This window comes from Nodosilinea sp. LEGE 07088, assembly GCF_015207395.1.
GTDB lineage: Bacteria > Cyanobacteriota > Cyanobacteriia > Phormidesmidales > Phormidesmidaceae > Nodosilinea.
In genome coordinates this window covers 27650-51065 of the sequence record NZ_JADEWX010000009.1, presented here as the reverse complement: position 1 = coordinate 51065, position 23416 = coordinate 27650, and the positions used below count along the sequence as shown (strand labels likewise).

At 54.8% G+C, this 23416-nt stretch carries 15 protein-coding genes and 1 pseudogene; 5 read left to right on the top strand and 11 right to left on the bottom strand.

The window, feature by feature from the left end; translation table 11 throughout:
* Positions 1–57: 57 nt before the first annotated feature.
* Complete coding sequence (locus IQ254_RS04150; protein WP_313887360.1) at positions 58–1374, bottom strand: efflux RND transporter periplasmic adaptor subunit; 1317 nt, start codon at positions 1372–1374, stop codon at positions 58–60.
* Positions 1375–1654: 280 nt separating this feature from the next.
* On the opposite strand from IQ254_RS04150, the gene IQ254_RS04145 reads away from it, so the two are divergent.
* Both IQ254_RS04145 and IQ254_RS04140 read left to right on the top strand, forming a co-directional pair.
* The gene (locus IQ254_RS04145; protein ID WP_193964705.1) at positions 1655–2509 is read left to right on the top strand and encodes an Npun_R2479 family HD domain-containing metalloprotein; all 855 of its coding nucleotides are present in this window, start codon (positions 1655–1657) and stop codon (positions 2507–2509) included.
* Between the two features lie 7 nt (positions 2510–2516).
* The gene (locus IQ254_RS04140; RefSeq protein WP_193964703.1) at positions 2517–3560 is read left to right on the top strand and encodes an ABC transporter permease; all 1044 of its coding nucleotides are present in this window, start codon (positions 2517–2519) and stop codon (positions 3558–3560) included.
* A 168-nt stretch (positions 3561–3728) separates the two neighbouring features.
* Here IQ254_RS04140 and IQ254_RS04135 read toward each other — a convergent pair whose 3' ends face one another.
* The 5 genes from IQ254_RS04135 to IQ254_RS04115 all read right to left on the bottom strand — a co-directional run bounded on the left by IQ254_RS04135 (position 3729) and on the right by IQ254_RS04115 (position 12672).
* Positions 3729–7070 (bottom strand): hybrid sensor histidine kinase/response regulator, encoded by a 3342-nt coding sequence (locus tag IQ254_RS04135; RefSeq protein ID WP_193964700.1) that lies wholly within the window; start codon positions 7068–7070, stop codon positions 3729–3731.
* A gap of 171 nt (positions 7071–7241) precedes the next feature.
* The gene (locus IQ254_RS04130; RefSeq protein WP_193964698.1) at positions 7242–10265 is read right to left on the bottom strand and encodes a methyl-accepting chemotaxis protein; all 3024 of its coding nucleotides are present in this window, start codon (positions 10263–10265) and stop codon (positions 7242–7244) included.
* A gap of 109 nt (positions 10266–10374) precedes the next feature.
* Positions 10375–10932 carry a chemotaxis protein CheW gene (locus tag IQ254_RS04125; protein ID WP_193964690.1) on the bottom strand — a complete coding sequence of 186 codons (558 nt, stop codon included), beginning with the start codon at positions 10930–10932 and terminating at the stop codon, positions 10375–10377.
* Positions 10933–10936: 4 nt separating this feature from the next.
* The gene (locus IQ254_RS04120) at positions 10937–11299 is read right to left on the bottom strand and encodes a PleD family two-component system response regulator (protein WP_193964688.1); all 363 of its coding nucleotides are present in this window, start codon (positions 11297–11299) and stop codon (positions 10937–10939) included.
* Positions 11300–11478: 179 nt separating this feature from the next.
* Entirely contained in the window at positions 11479–12672 is a 1194-nt protein-coding gene (locus IQ254_RS04115) for a response regulator (RefSeq protein ID WP_193964686.1), read from the bottom strand.
* 613 nt (positions 12673–13285) lie between these two features.
* Between IQ254_RS04115 and IQ254_RS04110 the strand changes: the two genes are divergently transcribed.
* The 3 genes from IQ254_RS04110 to IQ254_RS04100 all read left to right on the top strand — a co-directional run bounded on the left by IQ254_RS04110 (position 13286) and on the right by IQ254_RS04100 (position 18579).
* Positions 13286–13804: a hypothetical protein gene (locus IQ254_RS04110; protein WP_193964684.1), complete on the top strand. Its 519-nt coding sequence runs from the start codon at positions 13286–13288 to the stop codon at positions 13802–13804.
* A 174-nt stretch (positions 13805–13978) separates the two neighbouring features.
* A complete protein-coding gene (locus IQ254_RS04105) occupies positions 13979–15250 on the top strand; it encodes an efflux RND transporter periplasmic adaptor subunit (RefSeq protein ID WP_193964676.1) in 1272 nt (423 codons plus the stop codon).
* Between the two features lie 98 nt (positions 15251–15348).
* Positions 15349–18579, top strand: coding sequence for an efflux RND transporter permease subunit (locus IQ254_RS04100; RefSeq protein ID WP_193964674.1), 3231 nt, complete (start codon positions 15349–15351; stop codon positions 18577–18579).
* A gap of 58 nt (positions 18580–18637) precedes the next feature.
* On the opposite strand, the gene IQ254_RS04095 is transcribed toward IQ254_RS04100, so the two are convergent.
* The 5 genes and pseudogenes from IQ254_RS04095 to IQ254_RS04075 form a co-directional block, all read right to left on the bottom strand.
* Positions 18638–18889 (bottom strand): hypothetical protein, encoded by a 252-nt coding sequence (locus IQ254_RS04095; protein WP_193964672.1) that lies wholly within the window; start codon positions 18887–18889, stop codon positions 18638–18640.
* 615 nt (positions 18890–19504) lie between these two features.
* Positions 19505–20278, bottom strand: a pseudogene (locus tag IQ254_RS04090) (DUF4058 family protein); the annotation flags it as partial.
* Positions 20279–20572: 294 nt separating this feature from the next.
* Positions 20573–22207: a chaperonin GroEL gene (gene groL, locus IQ254_RS04085; protein ID WP_193964668.1), complete on the bottom strand. Its 1635-nt coding sequence runs from the start codon at positions 22205–22207 to the stop codon at positions 20573–20575.
* Positions 22208–22502: 295 nt separating this feature from the next.
* Positions 22503–22814: a co-chaperone GroES gene (gene groES / locus IQ254_RS04080; protein WP_193964666.1), complete on the bottom strand. Its 312-nt coding sequence runs from the start codon at positions 22812–22814 to the stop codon at positions 22503–22505.
* Between the two features lie 216 nt (positions 22815–23030).
* Positions 23031–23375 carry a Dethiobiotin synthetase gene (locus tag IQ254_RS04075; RefSeq protein WP_193964664.1) on the bottom strand — a complete coding sequence of 115 codons (345 nt, stop codon included), beginning with the start codon at positions 23373–23375 and terminating at the stop codon, positions 23031–23033.
* Between the last annotated feature and the right edge of the window lie 41 nt (positions 23376–23416).

The window sequence follows — 23416 nt, the reverse complement described above, 5'->3', positions numbered from 1 at the left end:
ATTTGCGCATCGCTTTGCGTTAGCGGGGTCTCTCTTTAGCGTTATGTGCCTCCAGGGCTACTCCACCACGCTCACTACGTCGCCGTCCTGCAAGAACCCGACGCCGGAGATGACCACCTGTTCCCCAGATTGCAGGCCCTGGAGCACCTCGACCTGCGCCACGTCATCGCCACTGGCGGCGATGCGGTTGCCAAGTTCTACGGTACGGGCCTCAACCTGGTTGCCGTCGCCCAGCACAAACACCTGGCTGATGCCATCGGGCTGGGGTTGCAGAGCGGTGGCAGGAACCGTCAGGCCCTGGCGAGAGCTAGTGGTAATGTCGCCGCGCAGAAACATGCCGGGCTTGAGCAGGTCGCTGGCGGGGAGGGTAATGTTGACGTTCGCGACCCGAGTGGCCGCATCGATCACCGGGTCGATCGAGCGCACTGTGCCCTGCAGGGTGATGCGACTGTCGGCATTGGAGGCAACGGCGACCGGGGCCCCTAGGGATATCCGATCGAGCTGGGCCTGGGGCACCTCGGCAGTCAGCTCCAGCTGGTTGTTTTCAATTAGGGTCACGATGGGGGTACCCGTCGAGGAGACATCGCCCACGGTGGCGAGGCGCTCGGCCACAACCCCGGCGGCAGGGGCGCGCACGGTGGTTTGGGCCAGCTCAGTTTGTAGCCGATCGAGGGTGGCCTGCTGCGATCGCACCCCCGCTTCGGCACTGGTCACCTCGGCCCGCGATAGCCCGACCGCCTCCTGGGCGGTGACGACCTGGGTTTGCTGGCGGGTCAGCTCCTGCTGGCTAATGGCACCGCGCTCGGCCAGTGCCCGAGTGCGCTCTAGGTTTTGCTGGGCTTCCCCAAGCGTGGCCTGGGCCTGGGCCTGGGCCGCCTGGCGCTGGGTCACCTGGGCCTGGGCAACAGAGAGCTGGGCCTGGGCCTGGCGCAGGTCGGCCTGGAGGGTGGCATCGTCAAGGGTGGCGATCGCCTGCCCCACCGCTACCGCATCGCCCTCTCGCACCAAAATCTGGCGAATCTGCAAGCCGCTGGCCTGGGGTGCGATCGTGAGCAAATCAACAGCTTGCACCGTGCCATTGACAGCCAGGGTATCGGCCACAGACGTTGGGCTCACCGCAGCAGCTGTCACCGTTTGGGTTGCGGTCGGTGGGGGCGTTGCCGCATCGGGTGGAGCCGCCTCACGACCACCTAGAATACGAGTACCGGCTAGCGTGAGCAACACTCCCGCCCCCAGCCCCAGTAGCATCCCAGACCATCGGCGCGTGGGGGCAGCGCTGGGCGGCGCAATTTCGCTGTAGTGGTCTACAGATTCGTCTGCCCTGGGAGGTACAGCCTTCGCCCCATGGGAATGAGACGAGTGGAGATTTTGCACAGCCAAGCCTCAGCAATAACGACTCAGAACATTACGAAATGTTTACTTTTCCATTATGGCTTAAAGCACGCCATTCTTGGGAATGCCTATTTTACGGAGGAAATTCAGGTTCGTGGCCATGTTGGGAGGCGCATCTCATGGGTTTTCCTGACTTAAATCACAACCCTGGAGGGGAAAGGTTTGGTCTAATAGCAGAGTGGTTATTGCGTGAGCACTTTTTATCCCGTCGTCACTGCTCTCTCACGCCAATAGATCGACTCCATAAAGGCAGGTCTTGGGAATGTTTAACGCGACCGAAATTCTCATCAGCGATTTTGTAGACAAGCTGCGGGTTGGGTATCACCGCACCTACGGCGGGCAAAACCCCGACTACGAAGATATTATTGCCTGGGCTGGCAGCATGGCCCTAGAGAACATCGCCAACAGCGATGCCCTCTATCACAATGTAGAGCACACTATTTTAGTAGCGCTGGTGGGCCAGGAAATTCTCCGGGGTAAGCATATCCGCGAAGGCGGGGTCACCTGCAAAGACTGGATGCACTTTATTATTTCGCTGGTCTGCCACGATATCGGCTACGTCAAAGGCGTCTGTCGCAGCGACCAAGATAGCAACCATCTCTACTCCACGGGCCAGGGCGAGGACATGGTGCCGCTCAAGCCTGGGGCCTCTGATGCCTCGCTCACCCCGTACCACGTCGACCGTGGCAAGCGATTCATCGAAGAGCGCTTTGGCAATAATCCAGTGATTGAAGCTGAGATCATCAAGTACAACATCGAGCTGACGCGATTCCCAGTTCCCAACCAAGAAGACCACCAAGATACCCACAACTTTCCGGGGCTAGTGCGGGCCGCTGACCTGATTGGCCAGCTCAGCGATCCCCGCTACCTGAAAAAAATTGGTGCTTTGTACTATGAGTTTGAAGAAACTGGCCAAAACAAGTTCTTGAATTATCAGCATCCTGGCGATCTGAGAGCCAACTACCCTAAGTTTTATTGGAAAGTTGTGCACCCCTACATCCAAGATGGGCTACGCTATTTGTCGCTCACCCAGGAAGGGAAGCAAATTATTGCAAACCTCTATTCGAATGTGTTTATGGTAGAGAAAGAGAATGAGCAAACCGTAATTCACACCTAAGGTGTTTATGACTTGGTGGCATAAGCTAAGGAAAAACCGTCTGGCCCAGGTGGGTGCCCTGCTGCTCATCGGCTTGTACGCGGTGGCCTTGGGGGCCGACTTCTTTGCTCCCTACAGCCCCTACGCGGCCCAGCCCAACGGGTCGCTGCTGCCGCCCACTCAGGTCTACTGGCGCGATACTGAAACCGGTCAGTTCTTTCCCCACGTCTACCCCACCACCCAAGGGCCAGTAGATGTGGAAACCGGCGATCGCGAGATTGTGGTAGACCGCACGCAACCGTCTGCTATTCGCATTTTGCACCGCAACGACGAGGGCCAACTGACGCTGTTTGATACCACCGGCCCCGGCAAGCTCAACCTGCTCGGCACCGATGAGCAGGCTCGCGATCAGTTTAGCCGCCTGATCCACGGCAGTCGGGTCAGCCTCAGCGTTGGGCTGATCGGCATTGCGATTTCGTTTCCGCTGGGCATGCTGGTGGGTGGTCTAGCCGGGTACTTTGGCGGCGCTATAGACGGGGTGCTGATGCGGTTTGTCGAGGTGCTGATGACCATTCCCAGCATTTATTTGCTGGTCGCGCTGGCGGCGGTGCTACCGGCGGGGATTTCTAGCACCCAGCGATTTTTGCTAATTATTCTAATTACATCGCTGGTGGGCTGGGCCGGGCTGGCGCGGGTGATTCGCGGGCAGGTGCTGTCGATTAAAGAGCAGGAGTTTGTGCAGGCCAGCCGGGTGATGGGGGGGCGATCGCTCTACATCATTACGCGCCACATCCTGCCGCAGACGGCGACCTACGGCATTATTGCCGCTACTTTGGCCATTCCCGGCTTTATTCTGGCCGAGGCGGTGTTGAGTTTCATTGGGCTGGGTATTCAGCAGCCCGATGCCTCCTGGGGTAACATGCTGACCCTGGCGACCAACGCCTCGATATTGGTGTTGCAACCCTGGCTGGTGTGGCCTCCGGCGATTTTAATTGTGATTACATCTTTGGCCTTCAACCTACTGGGCGACGGCCTGCGCGATGCGCTAGATCCCCGAACGCTCAAGCAGTAGACCGAGCAGCGCAGTCGCGTCATGGGTTGAGCTCCACCGCAATGATTAGGCTACTAATCATTGCGGTGGAGCTCGGCCGGGGGTGATCGCGTTGCTGATGGGTCATGGGTCATGGCAACTGCCCTAGAAATGACCCACGATGGCGCATAGGACTAACGTAGCAACTCGTTACCGATGACTCATTGCCGGTTGTTTTGAGATTACTCCCATTAACTCCTGCAAGGTTTTGAGTAATTCTTGCTCATTATAGGGTTTCGAGAAGTAAGCAGAAGCGCCTAAGTTCATAGCCAGTTTACGGTGTTTGTCATTCATCCGCGAGGTCAACATCGCAATCGGCAACTTCTCGTACTCCGATCGCGATCGCAATTCTGATAAGACACCATAACCATCTAAACAGGGCATTTCAATATCACAAATCACCGCCTGAGTTTCTAATCCACCCAACAGCTTATCGATCGCCTCTTGACCATCTTTGGCCTGCTCAACTTGATAACCCGCCTTCTCCAACGTAAGCGCTAGATAACGACGCACATTGATAGAATCATCCACAATCAGGATCGTGGGCAACTGGCGCTCTGCCCCAGTCGGGGTCGCTGTAATTGGTACAGAGCGCGACAGATCGGGCGCTGCTGATAGCTCAGTCGTCTGAGCTTCTTTCTCGTTTAGAAGAGATTCTAATAATTGGAACGGATCAATTAGCGGAATCACCCGACCATCCCCCAGAATGCTGGTGCCACTAAACCCAGGCGGTAAGGCAATTGGGCTTTTGAGTGGGCTTAAAGAAATCTCTTGCTCACCCCAAAAGCGGTCAATACAGAGCCCTTTCAAGCTGCCATCTTGATTGATGACTAACACGGTCGGCTGGTTAATGGTTGGCGTACCATCCATTTCAAACGCTCGACCTGCCGTATTAAATGTTAGCCAGTCTGCCAAGGAAATTAATTCAACCGGTTGACCTTTCCAAACGATTTCGCTAGTTTTTGCAACCTGCTCACAATTCTGAAAAGCCTCAGATGGTAAGCTAGATATCGCCTCAATACTATCGAGAGGAACCGCAAACACCATGCGAGCACTCTCAACGAGCATGACGCGCAACACTGAAACAGCTAAGGGAACTTGAATCACAAATGTCGTGCCCTGACCAACTTGTGTATCAACCCGAATATCGCCTCGAATCTGTTGCAAGTTAGTCCGCACGATATCCATACCCACCCCCCGGCCCGAAAGCTCAGTTACCCGCTCTGTGGTACTGAATCCCGGTTCGAAAATCATATCCAGCAGATCGCGATCGCCGAGTTGCTGAACTTCCCCTTCAGACATGCCCAAGCGACGTAAGCGATGGCGAATCTTAGCTGGATCAATGCCCCGGCCATCGTCTTGAATGGTGATTAACGTCTGGTTACCCCGGTGCATGGCGCGAATTGTGATCGTTCCTTCGGCGGGCTTGCCAGCTGCGACGCGCTCATCAGGCGGCTCAATCCCGTGGTCAAAGGCGTTTCGAAGTAGGTGATTGAGAGGGTCAGCGAGGGCTTCAATAGCAACCCGATCAATCAGGGTGATCTCACCCTCAATCTTGAGATGCACCTGCTTATGGTGTTGCAATGCCAAATCTCGCATTACCCTTGGGAAGCGCTTGACCAGGGTACTGAAGGGGCGCATTTGAATTTTAGTGATGCCACCTTGCAGCGCCCGTGTCGTATAGTGCAGATCCGTCGTTGCGGTGTTGGCCTCTCGAAGGCTCAACACAATATCGGTTGATACCTCTTGAAGTTGCACAATTCGCTCCATTTGTTCCTGAGAGAGAATATGCAAATCGGTATAGCGATCGAACTCCAGCGCATCAAATTGATGCTGCAATTGTGAGCGGCTTTCCGTCATGAAAGGACTTGCCAATATGTCCTCCTGTCCCAAAGCAGGTTTCTCGGCATTGGCATCCAAAGCAACCGTAGCCGACATCAGACCTTCCATTGAAGCGCGGTCATACCATCGCCGAAGCTGGTAGTTCGATTGCTCCAACTGACCCATTCGATCCTGCATCAGAGCTACCAGGTCGTGTAACTGGGAGAGTCGCAGGTTAATGGCATTCCGCTCAACAATGAGCTTACCGAACAAGGTATTCAGGTGCTGTAGTTGTTGAGCAGAGACCCGAACGGTTGTGTTTTGTATTGAACCCATTGTCTTAGGCGTCGTGCTCACCGTTTTCAGAACCGGCTTTGAGACAGTCGCTGGGGATAGGGTATCTAGTTCAGGGAGAGCAGTTTCTTCCCCTGAGAAGGTTAATTCATCCGGTAGCGCTTGTAGACCCTCGTCCTGAAAGGGAGTTATTTGAAAGGAATTGTCCTGAAGCGAGCGGATCTCATCGCGGTCGATCATCGCGCCAATCAGAGCAGTAGCCTCTGCCTTTTCTGCCTCTGGCAGCACCCTGTCTAGGGGTAGGGCCATCACGATATCGACTGCGGTAGACTCTGAATCGGCTTTTAAGTTAGCCTCTGGGCCAGTGTCACCAAGGTCACCGACGAATTCTTGCAACGCTTGGGGATTGTTGCTGGCTAACCAATCTAGAGACTCCAGAGCCAGAGAGTCAGCATCAATATCTAGTTCAGCATCCACATCCAGTTCGCTGAAAATGCTGGTGACATTCGCCAGCAAATCAGCCTCGTCAAGGTCAGGGTCAAGATGACTCAAGCCCTGAACGCCCTCTGTCATTTGGGTCGAGGAATGAAGATTTTCGCCTAGCCAACTGGCTTCAACAGAAACAGTTTGCGGCAAGTGGCTGGTTCGACCAATCAACACTAGCGCATGGGATCTCCGCCAAGTAGATAGAACTTCTTGGGCAAAGTCAGCAATCGACTCCCTTTGAATCTGTGGTAGGTGAGATTTGACCTCCTCACAGAGGTCTACAAACAGCTCTAGGCCGCTCATGCGGCCAAACTCAGCCAGCTGTTCTGCCGTACTAGAGAGTTCAGCCGCAATTTGCTGAACGGGCAACTGTTCTAGGTGCAATTCAAAACTATCCAAACAGTCTTCAACCCCACTAGAGAAGATAATGGTTGCTACATCAACATTTTCTTCCTGGGCCAGTAGCTGATCTTCATCTTCGGGACGCAGATCTCCCAGGTGCGATCGCAGTTGGTCAAAAATTGGCTGGAACTTGTTTTGCATCAAAGGGGCATCAATGGTGACGCCTTTACGACTATAGTTACTGGCTAAGCGCAGAGCATCAACGCCTTGCAAAAATAGCGATTCGACCTGGGCTGTGAGCTCGACTGAATCTCCACGAACGCGCAGAATCTTGAAGAAATCTTCCAGGCGATGGGCAATTTGACTCAATGGAATGAACCCCATCATCGCCGCTCCTCCCTTCACGGAGTGGGCTGCTCGCATGGCGCGATCCAGCTGTGAGGCATCCAGTTCAGCCGTTGTCAGCTCCAGGGCAACAGCTTCAATCTGATCAAAATAGTCTTCGACTTCTTCCAGGAAATTGAGGCGAACCTGTTGTTCTGCATCCATGACAGTTTCTCGTTTACGACATTCAGAAAGGCGCCCCTTGGCCTTATCCTCTGTCCCTCATCCCTTGGGAAGCAAAGGCAAGCCAGGTAACGAATTTGGCTGGATTTTTCCCTCTCTCATCGATGAGAGAGGGAACGCAATGGGGTGAAGCGAAAACGCTACTCAAGCTGCTTAATCGACCTTAAACTGCTCCACGGAGGCCTGTAGTTTTTGCGAGACCTGCGCTGTCGCTTGCATGGCCTGGGCTACTTCACGCGACGCCAAGGAACGCTGTTTTGACGCTTGCGTTACCGCTTGCATCACCGTCGTCACGCTCTGGGCTGACTCCGCCTGGGCGATCGTACTTTCAGAAATAGCTCGCATCAATTGGTCGATTTCCTGCGATCGGTGTAACACCTCAGTCAGTTGCAGTTTAGTATTTTCGACCTGGTGCGTACTATCTACCACCTGAGTTGTCCCTGTTTCCATTGCTTCTACCAGTTCCTGAGTCTCAGACTGAATGCTGGCAACAATTTTGGCAATTTCTTTGGTAGCTGAAGCTGACTGTTCTGCCAGGGTACCGACCTGCTCCGCAACTGCCGTGAAGCCTTCGCCCAGCTCACCGGCCCGAGCCGCCTCAACGCTGGCGTTAATTGAGAGCAAGTTGGTCTTGAGCGCTAACTCGTCAATCAAGGCAACTACCTGGGAGATCTTCTGAGCTGATTCGCCCAGACGTTTCATTTTCTTGGTGGTATCGCCGATGGTGGTTCGTAGGCCGAGAATACTATTCACGGTTTGATCCATGGCTTGGTTGCCCTCCTGCACCGCAGCATAGGCTGAGTTGGCAATTGTCGAAGCCTCATCAGCATTCTGGGCGATCGTTTCAATCGCTTGAGACATGGATTGTACGGAACCCAGCGCCTTTTGAATCTCCTTCGCTTCTGAGATGGCCTTTTCAGCTAGGCGACGAATGGCGATTTCATTTTTGTTCAGAGATTGGTTCACCTGACCCGATGAATCTCGCACCTGAACCGCAATTTCTTGCAGGTTCTCAATGACCGCGTTGAAGAGGTCAGCGACAATGCCAATCTCACCCTCCATTAACTGCGCCCGAGCGGTCAGGTCGCCTTCAACGGCTCCTTCAATGCGTTCCATCATGCCCAGGAGCTGCATCTCTAAATCTTGACGGCGTTGCTGTTGTTCTTCTGCGGCCAGCGTTTGAGCTTCAATGGCAGCCAAGCTACTTATGGACACCCCGAGTTGTTCGGCTTCTGCTTGAAGTAGATTGATTTCTTCGGTTTGCCAGGCATGGGGTTGAGCGCAGTGGTGAGCTACCAACAAGCCAAACAACTTGCCCGCAATCACAATCGGTACCACCAGGTTCGATTTGATCTGCAGGCGTACCATCAGTTGTTGGTGATCGGGATGGAAGCCCGCTCTCATGACATCATCGGTGGGGACGACTCGGCCTGCTTTATAGGCATCGATCAGGGCTGGAGGAATGCAGGGGTCGCTAATGGTATCCCCTAAAGCTGTAGGAAAGCCTTGAACGACGGCTTCACCGGTAATGTAGCCACTCATATCGGGCTTGAAACGATAGACCACTACCCGATCAGCAGAGAGCTTGAGACGGATTTCGTCTAAATGCTTGTTGAGCGGTACCTGCATGTCGTCATCGTCTTTTGACTGAGCGATCGCCGCTAACAACTGCACCCGCTCGGTTTCATCTTGCTGACGCTTGAGCAGAGCTTTTACCTGCTGCACCAGGTTGTTAAAGGTGCCCGCTAGCTGCCGAGTCTCGACCGTGCCTGTAGCCTCTGCTGTGACATTCAAATCACCACTGGCCATTTGGTTAGCCGCAGCCGACAACTGGTTAATTGGGTTTGAAATCTGCCGCGATAGATACAGCACGATGGCCACGGCGATCGCACTCATGAGCGCCCCAATAATCAGAAACTCGAATAAGATGAAGTAGTTTACTGACCTTATATCAGCCGTCTCAATGGAAGAAATCGCGACCCAGTCTGTGTCGCGAATCGTGGCGATCGCGTAGGTTCGACCATCTAAAGCAAACTGAGCCATGATGAAACCGTTCTGCTCAGTGCCTAAGCGCTCAATGCGGGTCTTTTTGAGGTTGTGAGCTTGTTCAAGCGTCTGTACCAGTTGATCTGGAGTTTGGGTCGGATCTAAAACAGCTTCCTTTAGGTCGACGGCCACTGCGGCGACGGCATCCCCTCCCGTTACCGCTTGTGAAACCACCTCGCTAACCGGCGTTGCGGTCACCTGACCATCGGCATCTGAACTCACTGACGCAATAATCTGACTCGTAAAAGGGTCAACAATCTGCACCTGCTTCAGGTCTTTCATTGTGCCGTCTAGAAAATCGAGGAGAGCGGTATTTAACCCCTCTAAAGAGGCTCCTGATTTGATCACACCGGCAAAGTCAGCCGTGTTGGCATCTTGAATCGCCGTCGATAGGGGCAGCACGTAGGCATCTGCAGAGTCGTCATATTCTGGTGGCTCAACATAAAAGCCGTCTGCCTTGGCACCCTGCCACCAAGCCTCATCGTTTTGCACAAAGTCAGACGTCCGGTTGCTGTAGGCAACGTTAAAACCATCCCGGTTGGTGACAAAGATCTCCGCCAGGTTCTCGGTTTCTGCAATATTTTGCAAATAGACATTAACGGCGGTACTCGGCTGCAACAACTTGCTGCCACCGTAATACTCTTCCAGCCGCTCAATTGGGATCTGGGTCAAGTTTTTCTGGGCAACTTCTTGGTCGGCTGACTGCAAAGCTTGCTGTAGCAAAGGATTGACAGCCAAGCTCTTAGCATCCGTTCGGAGTTCTTCAACAAAGCTGGCACTCAGCTCTTCCGCATTGAAAGCGGTTTTCTCCAGAATGAACTCTTGTTCTTCCTGCAATTGATTTTGCGAAATCCAATAGTTGACTGCACTGATAGTGACCAGGGGAAGCAACGTTGTCGGCAGCAGAACAAGTAACAGGCGACTCCGCAACGTCTGAGACTTTACCGCTTCCTCCTTTGGGGGCGTGCTGATGTCTTCTGGCTCTGACTCCGGTGTAGGTCGAGGTGTTTGACCAGACGGTTGGCTCTTTCCTTTAATCCACGACATAAAAGAGGGTGGCGGCGGGGGCACAGGCTTCCCGTTGCCAGGTTGAGGGTTCTCTGAGTAGGGAAAAGGCTGAGTAGTCGTCATAGGTCAATCCTCAAGAGGTCATTAGTATCAACGGGTGGAGTTAGATGAAAGGAAGGGGGACAGCAGGAATGCTGCTGCCCTCAATCAGCCGTCAGAAACCAGCTATCGGCTAGAGCGAGTTCAAAATCGGGGCAGTGGCGATCGCGTTTACGTCGAGAACCGGAATACTTTGCCCATCTCGGACAACACAGCCACGTAGAAAGGGTGTCAATTCGGCAGCAAATTCGCTCATGGGTGATTCGATCTCCTCCGGCTGGAGACGAATAATCCCCTGAATACCGTGGAGCGTAAGCGCCAATAAATTAGCGTCTTCAGTAGCCCCGGTGGTTGAGTCCAGGTGAACGACGACAATCGAATAGTGCTGACGATGAACTGTACGCGCAGGAATTTGCAATACCTGGGCCAGATCAACAACACACAGCACTTGGTTACGAGAGTTCACTACTCCCAAAATGCAGGCGGGCAGATTGGGAATCGGAGTCACCATATGGGTTGGAAGCTGGACAGATTCTTGGACGTCTGCCAGCGCAATTAAGGCTGACAGATCGGGCGAGATGTCGAGCTTTAAATAGCGATCGCCGGGCTGAGTATCCGATTGAAACAGCTGAGGCAGCAGTTGCTGCAGTCGAGCTGTGGATGCCGTGGTTGTCAATGGAGTAGCTGACATTGCTCTAATTCATCACAGACTTGACGGCTTCCAGCAATTGCTCTTGGTTACAGGGTTTAACCAGGTAGGCAACAATCCCCTGTTTTTTGGCCCAAGCCTGGTCAACCTGACTATCTTTTGTTGTGCAGGCAATAACAGGAATACTGGCCGTTGCAGGGGTCTTTTTCAACTTTCGACAAAGTTCCAGGCCACTCATATCCGGCATGACCAAATCAGTTACAATCACGTCAGGGGTATGGGCCTTGGCCTTTTCTAAAGCATCTGAGCCATTGATAGCGGTTGCAACTTGGTAACCCCCTTTAGAAAGGAAACCACTAATTAGCTGCAACTCAGACTGCAAATCGTCAACAACAAGAACCTTACTCATAATTTCGCCTTTAATTTAGCTAGGGAATTAGTCAAACAAATGCCGACTCAAGGGTCGGGATAGTCTCTCTTAACGCCTCAGAAGAGAGACTATCTCGACCCTTGAGAAGCGATATACACCAAGAAACGTTCACTACTGATAACTTAAAAATCTGTTAATAACTAAACGCAGCAAGACGTTCAGCGCAAGTATTTTTCGACAACGGCCAGCAAACTACCGCGCGTAAAGGGTTTTACTAAATAGTCTGTCGCACCAGCAACTTTAGCTCGGGCCTTATCAACCAAACCAGAACGACCTGTCACCATCACAATGGGTTTTTCACGCAGCGCAACACTGTTTCGCAATAATCCACAGAGCTTATATCCATTGATTTCAGGCATGGTAATATCCATCAGGATTAAGTCTGGCTTCAATCGAAAAAGCACTGATGCGGCCTTGACAGGATCATCAATTTTGGTGACTTCATATTCATCATGACTGAGATATCGATGCATTTCATCCAAAATCGTTGGACTATCATCTATACAGGCAATTTTGAATGTTTTTGTCGGCAGTATTTTGTTCGCTTCTACAAGAGACTGCTGAGGAATTTTGGGGAGTTTGAGATAGCTTTGCTGAGGATCGCGCAGCAGGATATCTCCTCGCTGAATAAACGGATAGAGTAGCTTTGCAAATGCAATTTCATCCTGATTTAAGACTAGGGCTAATTGACGAATACTCATTCCTCTCAAGAGTTTGCTCAGCTTTACCAAAGTCGGCGAACTCGTGTCTTCAGAAACCTGTGAAAATAGATAGGGGCGTTGGTGAGGAGACGCTATCAATGTTCCAATTTCCTGCCATTTCTGTATTCGGTCTTGGAAGTAGCTTAATAAGTCTCCTAATTCTAGATTTAGTTTAGGAACAGACTCTATCTCTCTTTGCTCCCATTGATAGTGACCTTCAGTGAGCCAGAGAAATGCCTCAATAGCTTCTTTAGTGAGATTTTTCAGAATTTGGTTGCCCTGGATCTGATTTAGAAATCCCCGATCGCAGAGCCAATCTATTACCGATCTCTTCACTTCTACTTGCAGCCAATCTGTAGCTCTAACAATGACACCTGATTGAGACAGCTCTGGGGTAATTGATCCAAAGTTTTTCAGGCCCAAACAGCGAAAATGGTAGTCTAGCGCCGCTAAAGACTGAAATGAGCTCGAGGCATATTGAAGCCGACCATCCTGAAAGTAAATTCGCCAAACCACATCATCATTGACAGCTTGCAAATATCCATTGGCGCACTTATCAGCAATTTCTTGAAGAGCTTGAATTGGGCTATTAAGCGAGCTAGTAACTGGTCGAGTACTGGGCTGAGAAAATGATATCTGGGTGGCTATCATAGTAAAATCGGCTAAAAAGCCGCTCTCAAGCGTACATTAAGTTTATAACTTGAACTATTAAGAGAATACGAAGTTATTTTGATCTAAGAATCAGTAATTTTACTAATTCCATCAACCCCCAATCTAGAGCCTCAGCAAAATTACTGATTTATTTCTAAGTAGGTAGGGTTGAACACTGATTGACTGGCAAAACTTTTCGGTAAAACCCTCGAAAGCGCTTACTCTGGTTCTCACCCTTGAGAAGAGGGCGTCAAGAAAGTGGATTGGAGCACGATGGGGGTACGTCTGACACCGTTTCCATGGCAGGGCAAACGTGTTTGTCAGGGCGACCCTAATGTGCCCTAATTTTGGTGTTCCTGAACGGCCTTTTTGTCAATGGCTCTAGGCAGTAGCGGCTAGAGCTCACTGGTAGCTATGTAGTCTTTTCATGACAATAAGACGATGACTCTGGGCGTGGGCAATTGCAGGTCTAGCTGCTCTGGGCTTGTTTTCTAAATTTCGCCTGCCCGGCGGTCTCGCAGCACTGGCGCCAGGGGCGCGCCTCACCGTTGTCTTTCGCCTAGAGGCCTGAGGCAGTAGCCTGGAGATAGCGGGCGACAAGGGGGCAAGTCTGATGGGGAAAGTAGCATCAATTAACTCAACCTACTGGAGGCCAATCCGCAGGGCAGTCGTGCTGCTGCTGTGCCTGTCGCTATGGAGCTGTGGCCTGGTAAACCCAAGGCCGCCGCGAGCCGTGATCGAAAGCGCGATCGCCCACAAACTTTCCCAGACCCAGGCAGTGCTCTACCGCCAACTCACCCCTGCTGCTCCGGATGAGTTGGCCCAGGTGGGTCGCATTCGCATTACCGCTCACCAGTGGACTGCGGTGGCTGGCCAGCCGACGGCTGCCGTCGTCGGTACTTACCATCTCAAAGGTGGTGGGCTGAGCGGTGCCCAACGGCGACAAACCCGCAATTTTGAGGTGTATCTCCAGCGGGGAGATGCCAAGGGACAGTGGCGCTTGGTTGAGCCTGCGATCGCGCGGGCCGGGGAGCCCGTGCAGTGGCAGATGACCCCCCTACAGCAATCCCCAGAAGATACAACAGGAGATACATTAGAAAGACCTGGGGCAGAGGCACGGGATCCGGCCTAATCTAGCCTTCCATTGCGAGTCTGAGTCAGACTCTAATTCAAATTCTAAATAAAGCAATCAAGTGCCCTAGCCGCCCCATCTGCGGTGGCGTCTTCTGCTGAAGGGTAGAAGCTGAGCCAGCGAATGTAAAGTAAAGTAAAGTAAAAGCTAACGGGCGATTTAGGACTTGGCACAATGGTCTTCAGTCGATGGCGAAAGTTGGGTCGAGACCTGGGTACGCTGACTGGTTGGGTCGCAGTGGGCGGCGTGGCGATCGCCACGGTAGCCTGCGGTAAACCTGTTGAACCCGTCGCCCAGGCTCAAGCCGAGCGCGATGCCGGGCCAGCGGTAGTCGATGTGGCCGTGGCCGCTGCCGCCGAAGATAGCAGTCGGGTTTATACCGGCACCACGCGCCCGGTGCGCCAGGTGTCGCTGCGCTCCCAGGCCGAAGGTCATCTGCTCGCCCTCTCCCTCGATGTTGGTGACGCCGTCGCCCAGGGGCAACTCGTCGGCACCCTAGACGATGTGATCTTGCAGACTGCTGTTGGTGAGGCCCAGGCCGAGCTAGCCGCCCGCGAGTTTGAGGTAGCCCAGGCCGAGGCTGAGTTAGCTGACATTCGCACCGCCATTGAAGAGGCGCGGGTAAGGCTACAGCAGGCCAGGAATGATGCCCAACGCCTTGAGACCTTAGCGAGCCAGGGGGCCGTATCTACCCAGGTCGCCGAGCAGGCTCAGACCACATTAGTCACAGCAGACCAGGCGTTGCAATCGTCCCAAGCCCAGGTGCGCACCCGCCAGCAGGCCATTGCCGCTGCTCAACAGCGGGTCGAGGCCCAGCGGTCAATTTTGCGCGAAACTCAGCAGCGCCTCTCCTTTACCAACCTCACCGCTACCCTCTCCGGGGTGGTGTTAGAACGGTTGGCTGAACCGGGGGATCTGGTGCTACCGGGCGAAGCCGTGCTGTCATTGGGGGACCTGTCGCAGGTGCTGGTAGTGACCGAGGTGGCCGATAGTGCCCTGGGGGAGTTTCAGGTCGGGCAATCGGTGGAGTTGCAAATTGACGCCTTCCCCGGCGAGGCCTTTACCGGGCAGGTAACGCGCATTTCACCTGTGGCAGACAGCGCCTCACGGCTGCTGCCCGTCGAGATTACGATCGCTAACCCCGGTAGTCGAGTCGGCAGCGGCCTGCTAGCTCGGGTAACCAGCAGTGGCAGCCAGTCTGAGGCGGTAGTTATCCCCGAAGGTGCCCTGGGTAACGGCGATTCAGGGGCCAACCAGGTGTTTGTCGTCACTCAAACAGACGGTCAAGCAGTGGTTGAAGCCCGCCGGGTGCAGGTGGGCGATCGCACCGATGGTCAGGTGACCTTAATCGCCGGCATGAGCCCGGGGGAACAGTATGTTGTGCGCAGTAGCCAGCCCCTCAAAACGGGTCAGTCGGTCGAGCTCAGTTTGACCTCCGAAGGGTAGATGGGTGGATGTGCAGATGGGTGGATGGGTACCCACAACCCCCTCCTTATCCCCCTCAACTCCTTCTCCTCAACTCCTTCTCCTCACCCTCTCCTCCAATGACCACTCCCTCCTCTTTCCCCAACCATCGCTTTAGCATTAGCAGTCTGGCCATTCGGCGGCACATTGGCACCCTGATGTTGACCTTGACCGTCTTTGTAATGGGGTTCTTTATTACCTCGCAGCTACCAGTCGATCTGCTGCCTTCGATTACCTACCCTCGCATCGGGCTGCGCGGTGACGCACCGGGGCTGTCGCCAGAGGTGGCGGTAGACGAGATTACCCGCCCCTTAGAAGAGGCCCTGGCCGCTACCGAGGGGGTAGTCCAGATCTTTTCTCAAACCCGCGAAGGACGCATCAGCATTGACCTATTTTTTGAGCCCGGTGGCGACATCGACCAGGCTCTCAACGACGCCACCGCTACCCTCAACCGCGCCCGCAGTACCCTGCCCGATGCCATCGATACCCCGCGACTGTTTAAGTTTGACCCCTCCCAACTGCCGGTTTACGAAATGGCGCTGACCTCCGACAGTCTCAGCCTGCAAGATCTGCGCATCTTTGCTGACGAAGAATTGGGACGGGAGCTGCAGCAGGTACCTGGCGTCGCCAATACCGATGTATCGGGCGGTGTCAACGAGCAGGTACAGGTGAATGTTGACCTGCGCCGTCTCCAGGCGGCTGGCATCGATGTGGCCGATGTCATTGATGCCCTTAGCGATCGCAACCAGGATTTCTCCGGCGGTCGCCTTCGCGGTGGCCAGACTGAGACCTTGACCCGGTTAGTGGGTCGCTTTGACTCCGCCGAGGAAATCCGCCATCTCCCCATTACCGTACCCGGCACCAATCCGCCTCAGCATGTGGATCTACGGGATGTAGCCACGGTGATTGATGGCACGGAAGAACAGCGCGTCTTCGTCAACCTCAATGGCCAACCTGCAGTCAAAGTCAGTGTTCAAAAGCAGCCCAGCGCCAACACCATTGAGGTGGTAGATGGGGTCAAAGCCAAGCTAGCGGAGATGATCCGGGTGGGTCAAATGCCCGAGGGCATGGAGATGACGGCCACCCTTGATGAGTCGCGCTTTATCCGCAACTCCATTCGCAATGTGGCCGTGGCGGGGCTGACCGGGGCCACCCTGGCAGGCATCTCGGTGCTGCTATTTTTAGGATCGCTGCGACAGACCTTGATTATTGTCACGGCGATTCCCCTAGCGACGTTGACGGCCCTGGTATTGATGGGGCTATTTGGTTTATCGCTCAACGTATTTAGCTTGGGGGGCCTAGCTCTGGGTGTCGGCATCGTGGTGGATAACTCTATTGTGATGCTAGAAAACATGGCCAAACGGGCTGAGGAGATGGAGATATCTCGTCAGACAGAAGACTACAGCATTCGAGAGGCGATATTCCAGGCCGAAGCCAGCAGCCAAGAACTGGAGAGCGCGCTGCTGGCCTCTACGACCACTAACCTGGTCGCGGTGTTGCCCTTTTTGCTCATTGGCGGCTTCATCTCGCTGATTTTTAACGAACTGATTCTGACCGTCAGCTTTGCGATCGCCGCCTCGCTAGTGGTGGGGCTAACGGTGGTACCGACTCTGGCCTCGCGGCTGATCATGGGGCGCAGCTCACGCTCCCTGCAAAACTGGGTCGTCTTTCGCTGGTTTAACAATCGGCTGGAGGGGGTGACACTGGGCTACGGGCAGCTGCTGAGCCTTGTGCTACAGCGACAGCTGGTGGTGATTTTGGTGGCGCTGCTGGTGTTTGGCGGCAGCAGCTACTTAATGCTGGGCCAAATTCCCCAGGAGATCTTACCCACCATCAGCACTGGCCAGGCCAGCGTTAGTGCCCGCTTTCCGGCCGGGACGACCGTAGAGGCCAATCAGCGAGTCATGGCGGCCATTGACGAACAGCTGCTGGCCCAGCCCGAAACCGAGTATGTGTTTACCACCGCTGGAGGCTCGCTGTTTGGCTCTAGCACCAGCGCAAATACCCTGCGCGGTAGCAGCACGATCACGCTCAAGCCAGGCACCGATACCGGGGCTTTTGTAGAGCGCATGAGCGCCAAATTGAACCAGCTCCCCGTCGTCGATACTCGCATTAGCATTCGGCCTGAGTCGGTGCGCGGCCTAATTGTGAGCAATTCTCCAGTGCGTTCAGATATCGATCTAGGGCTCCAGGGCGCAGATACCGAAGCATTGCTACAGGCGGGGCGACAGGTACTGGCAGCCCTAGGTGAACAGGCGACCTTAGCCCGCTACCGCCCCGATGGTGAAACACCCCAAGACGAGATGCGCATTTTGCCCGACTGGGTCAGGGCCGAAGACCTGGGCCTGTCGGCAGTGGACATTGGCACTACGCTACAAACGGCCCTCAATGGCTCGGTGCCGACTCAGCTCCAACGGGGCAACCGTCTGGTGGATGTCAAGGTGCAGCTTGCCCCCGGCAGCGTGCAGCGATCGACGCAGCTGCTCGATATTCCCCTGTTTACCGAGGGGGGAGATCTGATTCAGCTGGGCGATATTGCTCGCCTGGGGCGGGGGCCTGCACCGGGCGAGATTCAGCGAATTAATCGGCGAGAGGTGTTTTTGATTGCTGGCGACCTAACTGAGGGCGCTAGCCTGGGCGAGGCACTGGCTGAGGCCGACGCGATCATAGCAGGGCTTGAGCTACCTCTAGGAATTACCCAGCTGCCTAGCTCTACTGCGGCCACTAACCGTGAGCTACAGGCCTCTCTAGCGGTGCTGGGTGCGCTGGCGGCCTTTTTGGTGTTTGTGGTGATGGCGGTGCAGTACAACTCACTTATCGACCCACTGGTGATTATGCTGACGGTACCCTTGGCATTAGCGGGGGGCATTTTAGGGCTGTACGTCACCCAGACGGCGATCGGGGCCACCGTGGTGGTAGGCGCCGTGCTACTGGTAGGCATTGTGGTCAACAACGCCATCATTATGGTGGAGTTGGCCAACCAAATTTATCAGGCCACCGGCTGTTCTCGTCGTGAGGCCATACTACAGGCAGCACCTCGGCGTCTGCGACCAATTTTGATGACGACGTTTACCACTGTGCTGGGTCTGTTTCCCCTAGCCCTGGGCGTCGGTGAGGGGTCAGAGTTTTTGCAGCCCCTGGGCGTGGTCGTGTTTTCGGGGCTGTCGCTGGCCACGGTGCTGACGCTATTTATTATTCCGTGCTTTTACACGCTGCTGCACGGCGGTTTTGGCCCTGGGAATCAGCGCTCTAAGAGCGTGATGGGCAACATGGCTGAGCCCCTAGACGCTCCCGAAGTTTTGCCCCAGTAGCGATGGCCTTAGAGGTCAGGCGCTAGAGCATCGGTACAGTATCAGTAGATCAAAAAGATTATCCAGTAGCGGGTAGGAAAATAGCTTGGATGAGCGGGAAACGGCGCTCAACAGCATGGCAGAGGAATTCCAGCATCGTTTTCAAAGGAAATCGCTCTTGGTAGACCCGTCGTCCACCTCGACGCCCCACGCTGAGCTGAGTCCACAACAGCCAAATCCAGAGATTCACGAGCAGAAACGCCACCACCACAAATAACAGACGCACCCCAGGATGCTTGGTGGTGGTGCGAATCCGGCATTGATTCTTCACCCGATAACTGGTCTCAATGCCCCAGCCATAATGCCCCCATAAATCGGTCGTCGCCTCAGTATCCGAAGATCAGTCTGGCGGATTTACAGCGATTGATTGAAACGATCGCCAAAATTAAGGCAACCCAATCGCCTTCGGAGGACGCTTTACCATGCCCGAGCGATACGAGCCCCCCCGCCTACCTGCCCGCTGAATCAGAGCTTGTGGGCACGCCTCCCGCAACCGAACCGTCAACGCCTGATTTGTGTGGTCAGTCAGATGTTGTCACAGCACCTGAGTGCCCAATTCAGGCAGGAGGTGCCGCATGAATCCTCCCATTAGCCTCGGTTTCGTCGGGCTTTCAGACAAGCTTCAGTCCCAGCTGCAAAATCGCGTCAACTTCGGGCTCTTGACCACTTTTAGTGATCCATCTAGGGAGAGCCATAGACAATAGGAGGATCCACTCTCGCTTGTGCTAAGCCTATGGACCTCATCTCGCATCTACTCCCCAGCCAAACTGAATTGAGCTTGCAGCACTGGGATTTGGATACGGCTCAAAGCCATGGCCCTAGCTTTAGGGGGTGCCGCTGGGGCGGGTAACAACTCAATGCGGGACATGGCTGTCGTTAGCTGTGGTCAAAAACCAGCTTGTTTTAGCAGCTCATTGCCCCAAGCTGCCACGGCATTAGCTAACGGTGATACGGGTTCTGCTCGATAGTCGAGCTTCAGGTCATAGCCAAACTTGTCGTAGATCTCGTTTAGCAATCCCTGCAGGTCAACTGTAGGCTCTAAGTCGTCCTCGCGCAGCGGCAGCGCAAACGCTGGAATCGTATTCTGCACGCTAAAGGCATAGAGACTTGCGATCGGTCTTTGCTCGCTACGGCTGACCAAAATGCAATAGTCGCTCTGCCCCGCTGCCCCAAATATTGCCATTGGCTCATAGGCCCGCAGCAAATCAATTTCGACAAAATGAGTTGCGCTGCTGAGCACCTGCTCTCGCTTGTTTTCGTAGGGCTGTCGTCCTCTTCCCGATCGCTTGTTAATTGGCGACAGCAACTCGACTGCCGTCACTACCTCCCGAGTAGCTACTTCTCGAACTTCTAAATACCCCTGCCGAACGGTTAACGGCATTGGCACTCTTACCTGAATTGGCTGGGGTGGTGGGGCCACGGCCACAGTGGTTGGCTGCATCTCGGCCTGCGGCTTAGCCCTTTGAATGGCCCCATCGGGAATGCCCACCAGCAGCGCCTGATCGCCACTGGTTTCGTACATGCGTACTTCTACCGAAACCGAATACTTGGGTCGCAACTGCGGGCCTAGCGCCTCGGCTAGAGCGGCAATTAGTAGCAGGTGAACCCCCGGCCAAATCTCCGGGTGCTCCAGATAAGGATCCATCCCAGGAAAGGGAGAAGCCCACTTAACGTCCTCTAGACGGGCGCTATCTCTTAGATTGTAGGCCTCACCTTTTGAGTCTATGTCTGCTTGCTAAAAGAAAATCCCTGGATTCTTCACGAATCCAGGGATCTCTGAGGCTCGCTTAGGGACTTGTGTTGAAAGGAGGTACCAGCCAGGGTGGATGCTCCCCTGTAGATTCCCGCCTGAGGCCGCTGGCCTCGCTACGCGAACGCGGGCATAACGCCGATAATACCCTATTTGTTGGCTTATCCCTTAGAACCAGCTAAACACGGACTACCTCAGCGGTTTTTAGTAGTCAAAGTCGCCGCCCATGCCAGCGCCAGCGCCCGCTGCGGGGGCCTTGGGCTCGGGCTTGTCAACCACAATGCACTCGGTGGTCAACACCATTGAGGCGATCGAAGCCGCGTTTTGCAGGCCAGAGCGGGTGACCTTGGCGGGGTCTACAATCCCAGCGGCATACATATCGACAAACTGGTTGGTGGCCGCGTCATAGCCAATGGTGAAGTCCTTTTCCTTCACCTGCTCGACGATGACAGCTCCATTGACGCCCGCATTCTCGGCAATGCGGCTGAGGGGGGCGGTCAGGGCGCGGGTGACAATCTCCGCCCCCAGCAGCTCTTCGCCAGAGAGGTTGGCATGGGCCCAGTCGGCCAATTGAGGTGCCAGGTGGGCCAGGGTGGTGCCGCCGCCGGGGACGATGCCCTCTTCCACCGCTGCTTTGGTGGCGTTGATGGCGTCTTCGAGGCGCAGCTTGCGATCTTTCATTTCGGTTTCGGTAGCCGCCCCGACTTTGATCACGGCCACGCCACCGGAGAGCTTGGCCAGCCGCTCTTGCAGCTTTTCTTTGTCGTAGGTGGAGTCAGTTTCGTCGATCTGACGACGGATCTGTTCGCAGCGGGCCTTGACCTGCTGCTCGTTGCCTTCGGCGACGATGGTGGTGGTGTCTTTGGTGATGGTGAGGCGGCGGGCCTGGCCGAGCATGTCCACAGTTGTGTTATCCAGCTTCAGGCCGGTGTCTTCGCTGATCACCTGGCCACCAGTGAGCACGGCGATGTCTTCCAGCATGGCCTTGCGGCGATCGCCGAACCCAGGCGCTTTTACCGCCGCCACATTCAGCACGCCGCGCATGCGGTTGACTACCAGGGTGGCCAGGGCTTCTTTTTCGATGTCTTCGGCAATGATCATCAGGGGCTTGCCGGAGCGGGCCACCTGCTCTAGCACGGGCACCAGATCCTGCACCAGGGCAATTTTCTTGTCGGTGAGCAGAATGTAGGGGTCTTCGAGCACCGCTTCCATGCGCTCGGTGTCAGTGACAAAGTAGGGCGACAGGTAGCCCTTGTCAAAGCGCATCCCTTCGGTGACCTCCAGTTCGGTGGTCATGGATTTGCCCTCTTCTAGGGAAATGACGCCCTCGCGGCCCACTTTATCCATAGCGTCGGCGATCATCTGGCCGACTTCGTCGTCGTTGCCAGCGGAGATGGAGCCGACCTGGGCAATGGATTTGGAATCGCCGACGGGGCGGGCCTGCTCGGCAATTTTTTCGACCAGAAACGCGGTGGCCTTGTCGATGCCGCGCTTGAGGGAAATGGCGTTGGCCCCAGCGGCGACGTTGCGCAGGCCTTCTTTAACGATCGCATGGCCGAGCACCGTAGCGGTGGTGGTGCCGTCGCCAGCGGCGTCGTTAGTTTTAGAGGCCGCCTGGCGCAGCAGGGAGACGGCGGTATTTTCAATATGATCTTCGAGCTCAATTTCTTTAGCGATGGTGATGCCGTCGTTGATGATCTGGGGAGCACCGAACTTCTTTTCGAGCACCACGTTGCGGCCCTTGGGGCCAAGGGTGACGGCGACGGCTTCGGCCAGCATGTCGAAGCCGCGCTCTAGGGCGCGACGGGCATCTTCGTTGTAGGTAATGGTTTTAGCCATAGGAAAAATTCTCCTCGCAAGGTGAAGTGTCTAAACTACGTTGTGTTTGAGAGTGGGTGTCGGCTGCGCCGACACCCACCGAGCTTGAGCTAAACGGATGTCTCGAATGGATGAGACATTGCTAGGCAAGGGTTTTCGCGTGGTGCATTGCTGGGCGTTGGCGGAGCCTCGTCTTAGCGTTATGCACTCTACGGGTGGGTTGCGATTGCCGAAGTGAATGGTGGGCAATGCCCACCCTACGGAGCAGAGGTTGGCGGGAGAGAGCCAAAATCGCAAATCCAAAGTTCAAAATTGCCTAGCCCAGGGCGGCCAGCACATCGGTCTCGCGCAGCAGCACGTAGTCGTCGCTGCCAAGCTTGATGTCGGTGCCAGCGTACTTGGAGTAGAGCACTTTGTCGCCGACCTTAACTTCCATGGTTTGGAACGAGCCATCGTCGTTGCGTTTGCCGGGGCCAACCTGCACCACTTCCCCCACCTGGGGCTTTTCTTTAGCCGTGTCGGGCAGCAAAATGCCGCCAGCGGTTTTTTCTTCGGCTTCGCTAACTTTGACCAAAATGCGATCGCCCAGGGGTTTAACAGTAGACACGCTCAGGGTAACTGCGGCCATGACGTACCTCCAAATGGTTAAGCAATAGATGTTGTCGATAGACAGGATGCTTTAGCACTCTCGCATCCTGAGTGCTAATTTAGCCGCCCAAAAGTGCTCTAGACAATTCTCTATCAGGTGCGGTTTGCCGAACTTTTTTGGGCAAACTTTCACACTCCTTGCCCACCTCCTACCGCAGCCCATCTCCTACCGCAGCCCATCTCCTACCGAACCCACCTACCCCATCCATTCTCCAAATACAATCGACTGGGCCGCTTTGCCAATGCGACCGAGATCTTCGTCCAGCATGGGTGGCCAAGAGACCCCGGCCTTTTTACCCTGGGTGTAGAGTTGGCGGCTTTCGTAGGCCAGAATGAACAGGGCCTGGGTGAGGGTGCGATCGAGGGTGGGCTCGTTCTTTAAGCCTTCAAACAGTACTTTGAGCGCGAGCAATAGGGAGGTGACCTGCCCGGGCACAGGCGGCTTACCCTGACGTAGGCAGGCAATGAAGGTATCGGGCAAATCTTCTCGGGTGCCCAGGGTCTGGCGCACCACGAACTCACGAGCGGTTTGAAAATCCATAGAGATAACGGTAGCCGTATAGGGTGGGTCTAGCTCCGCGT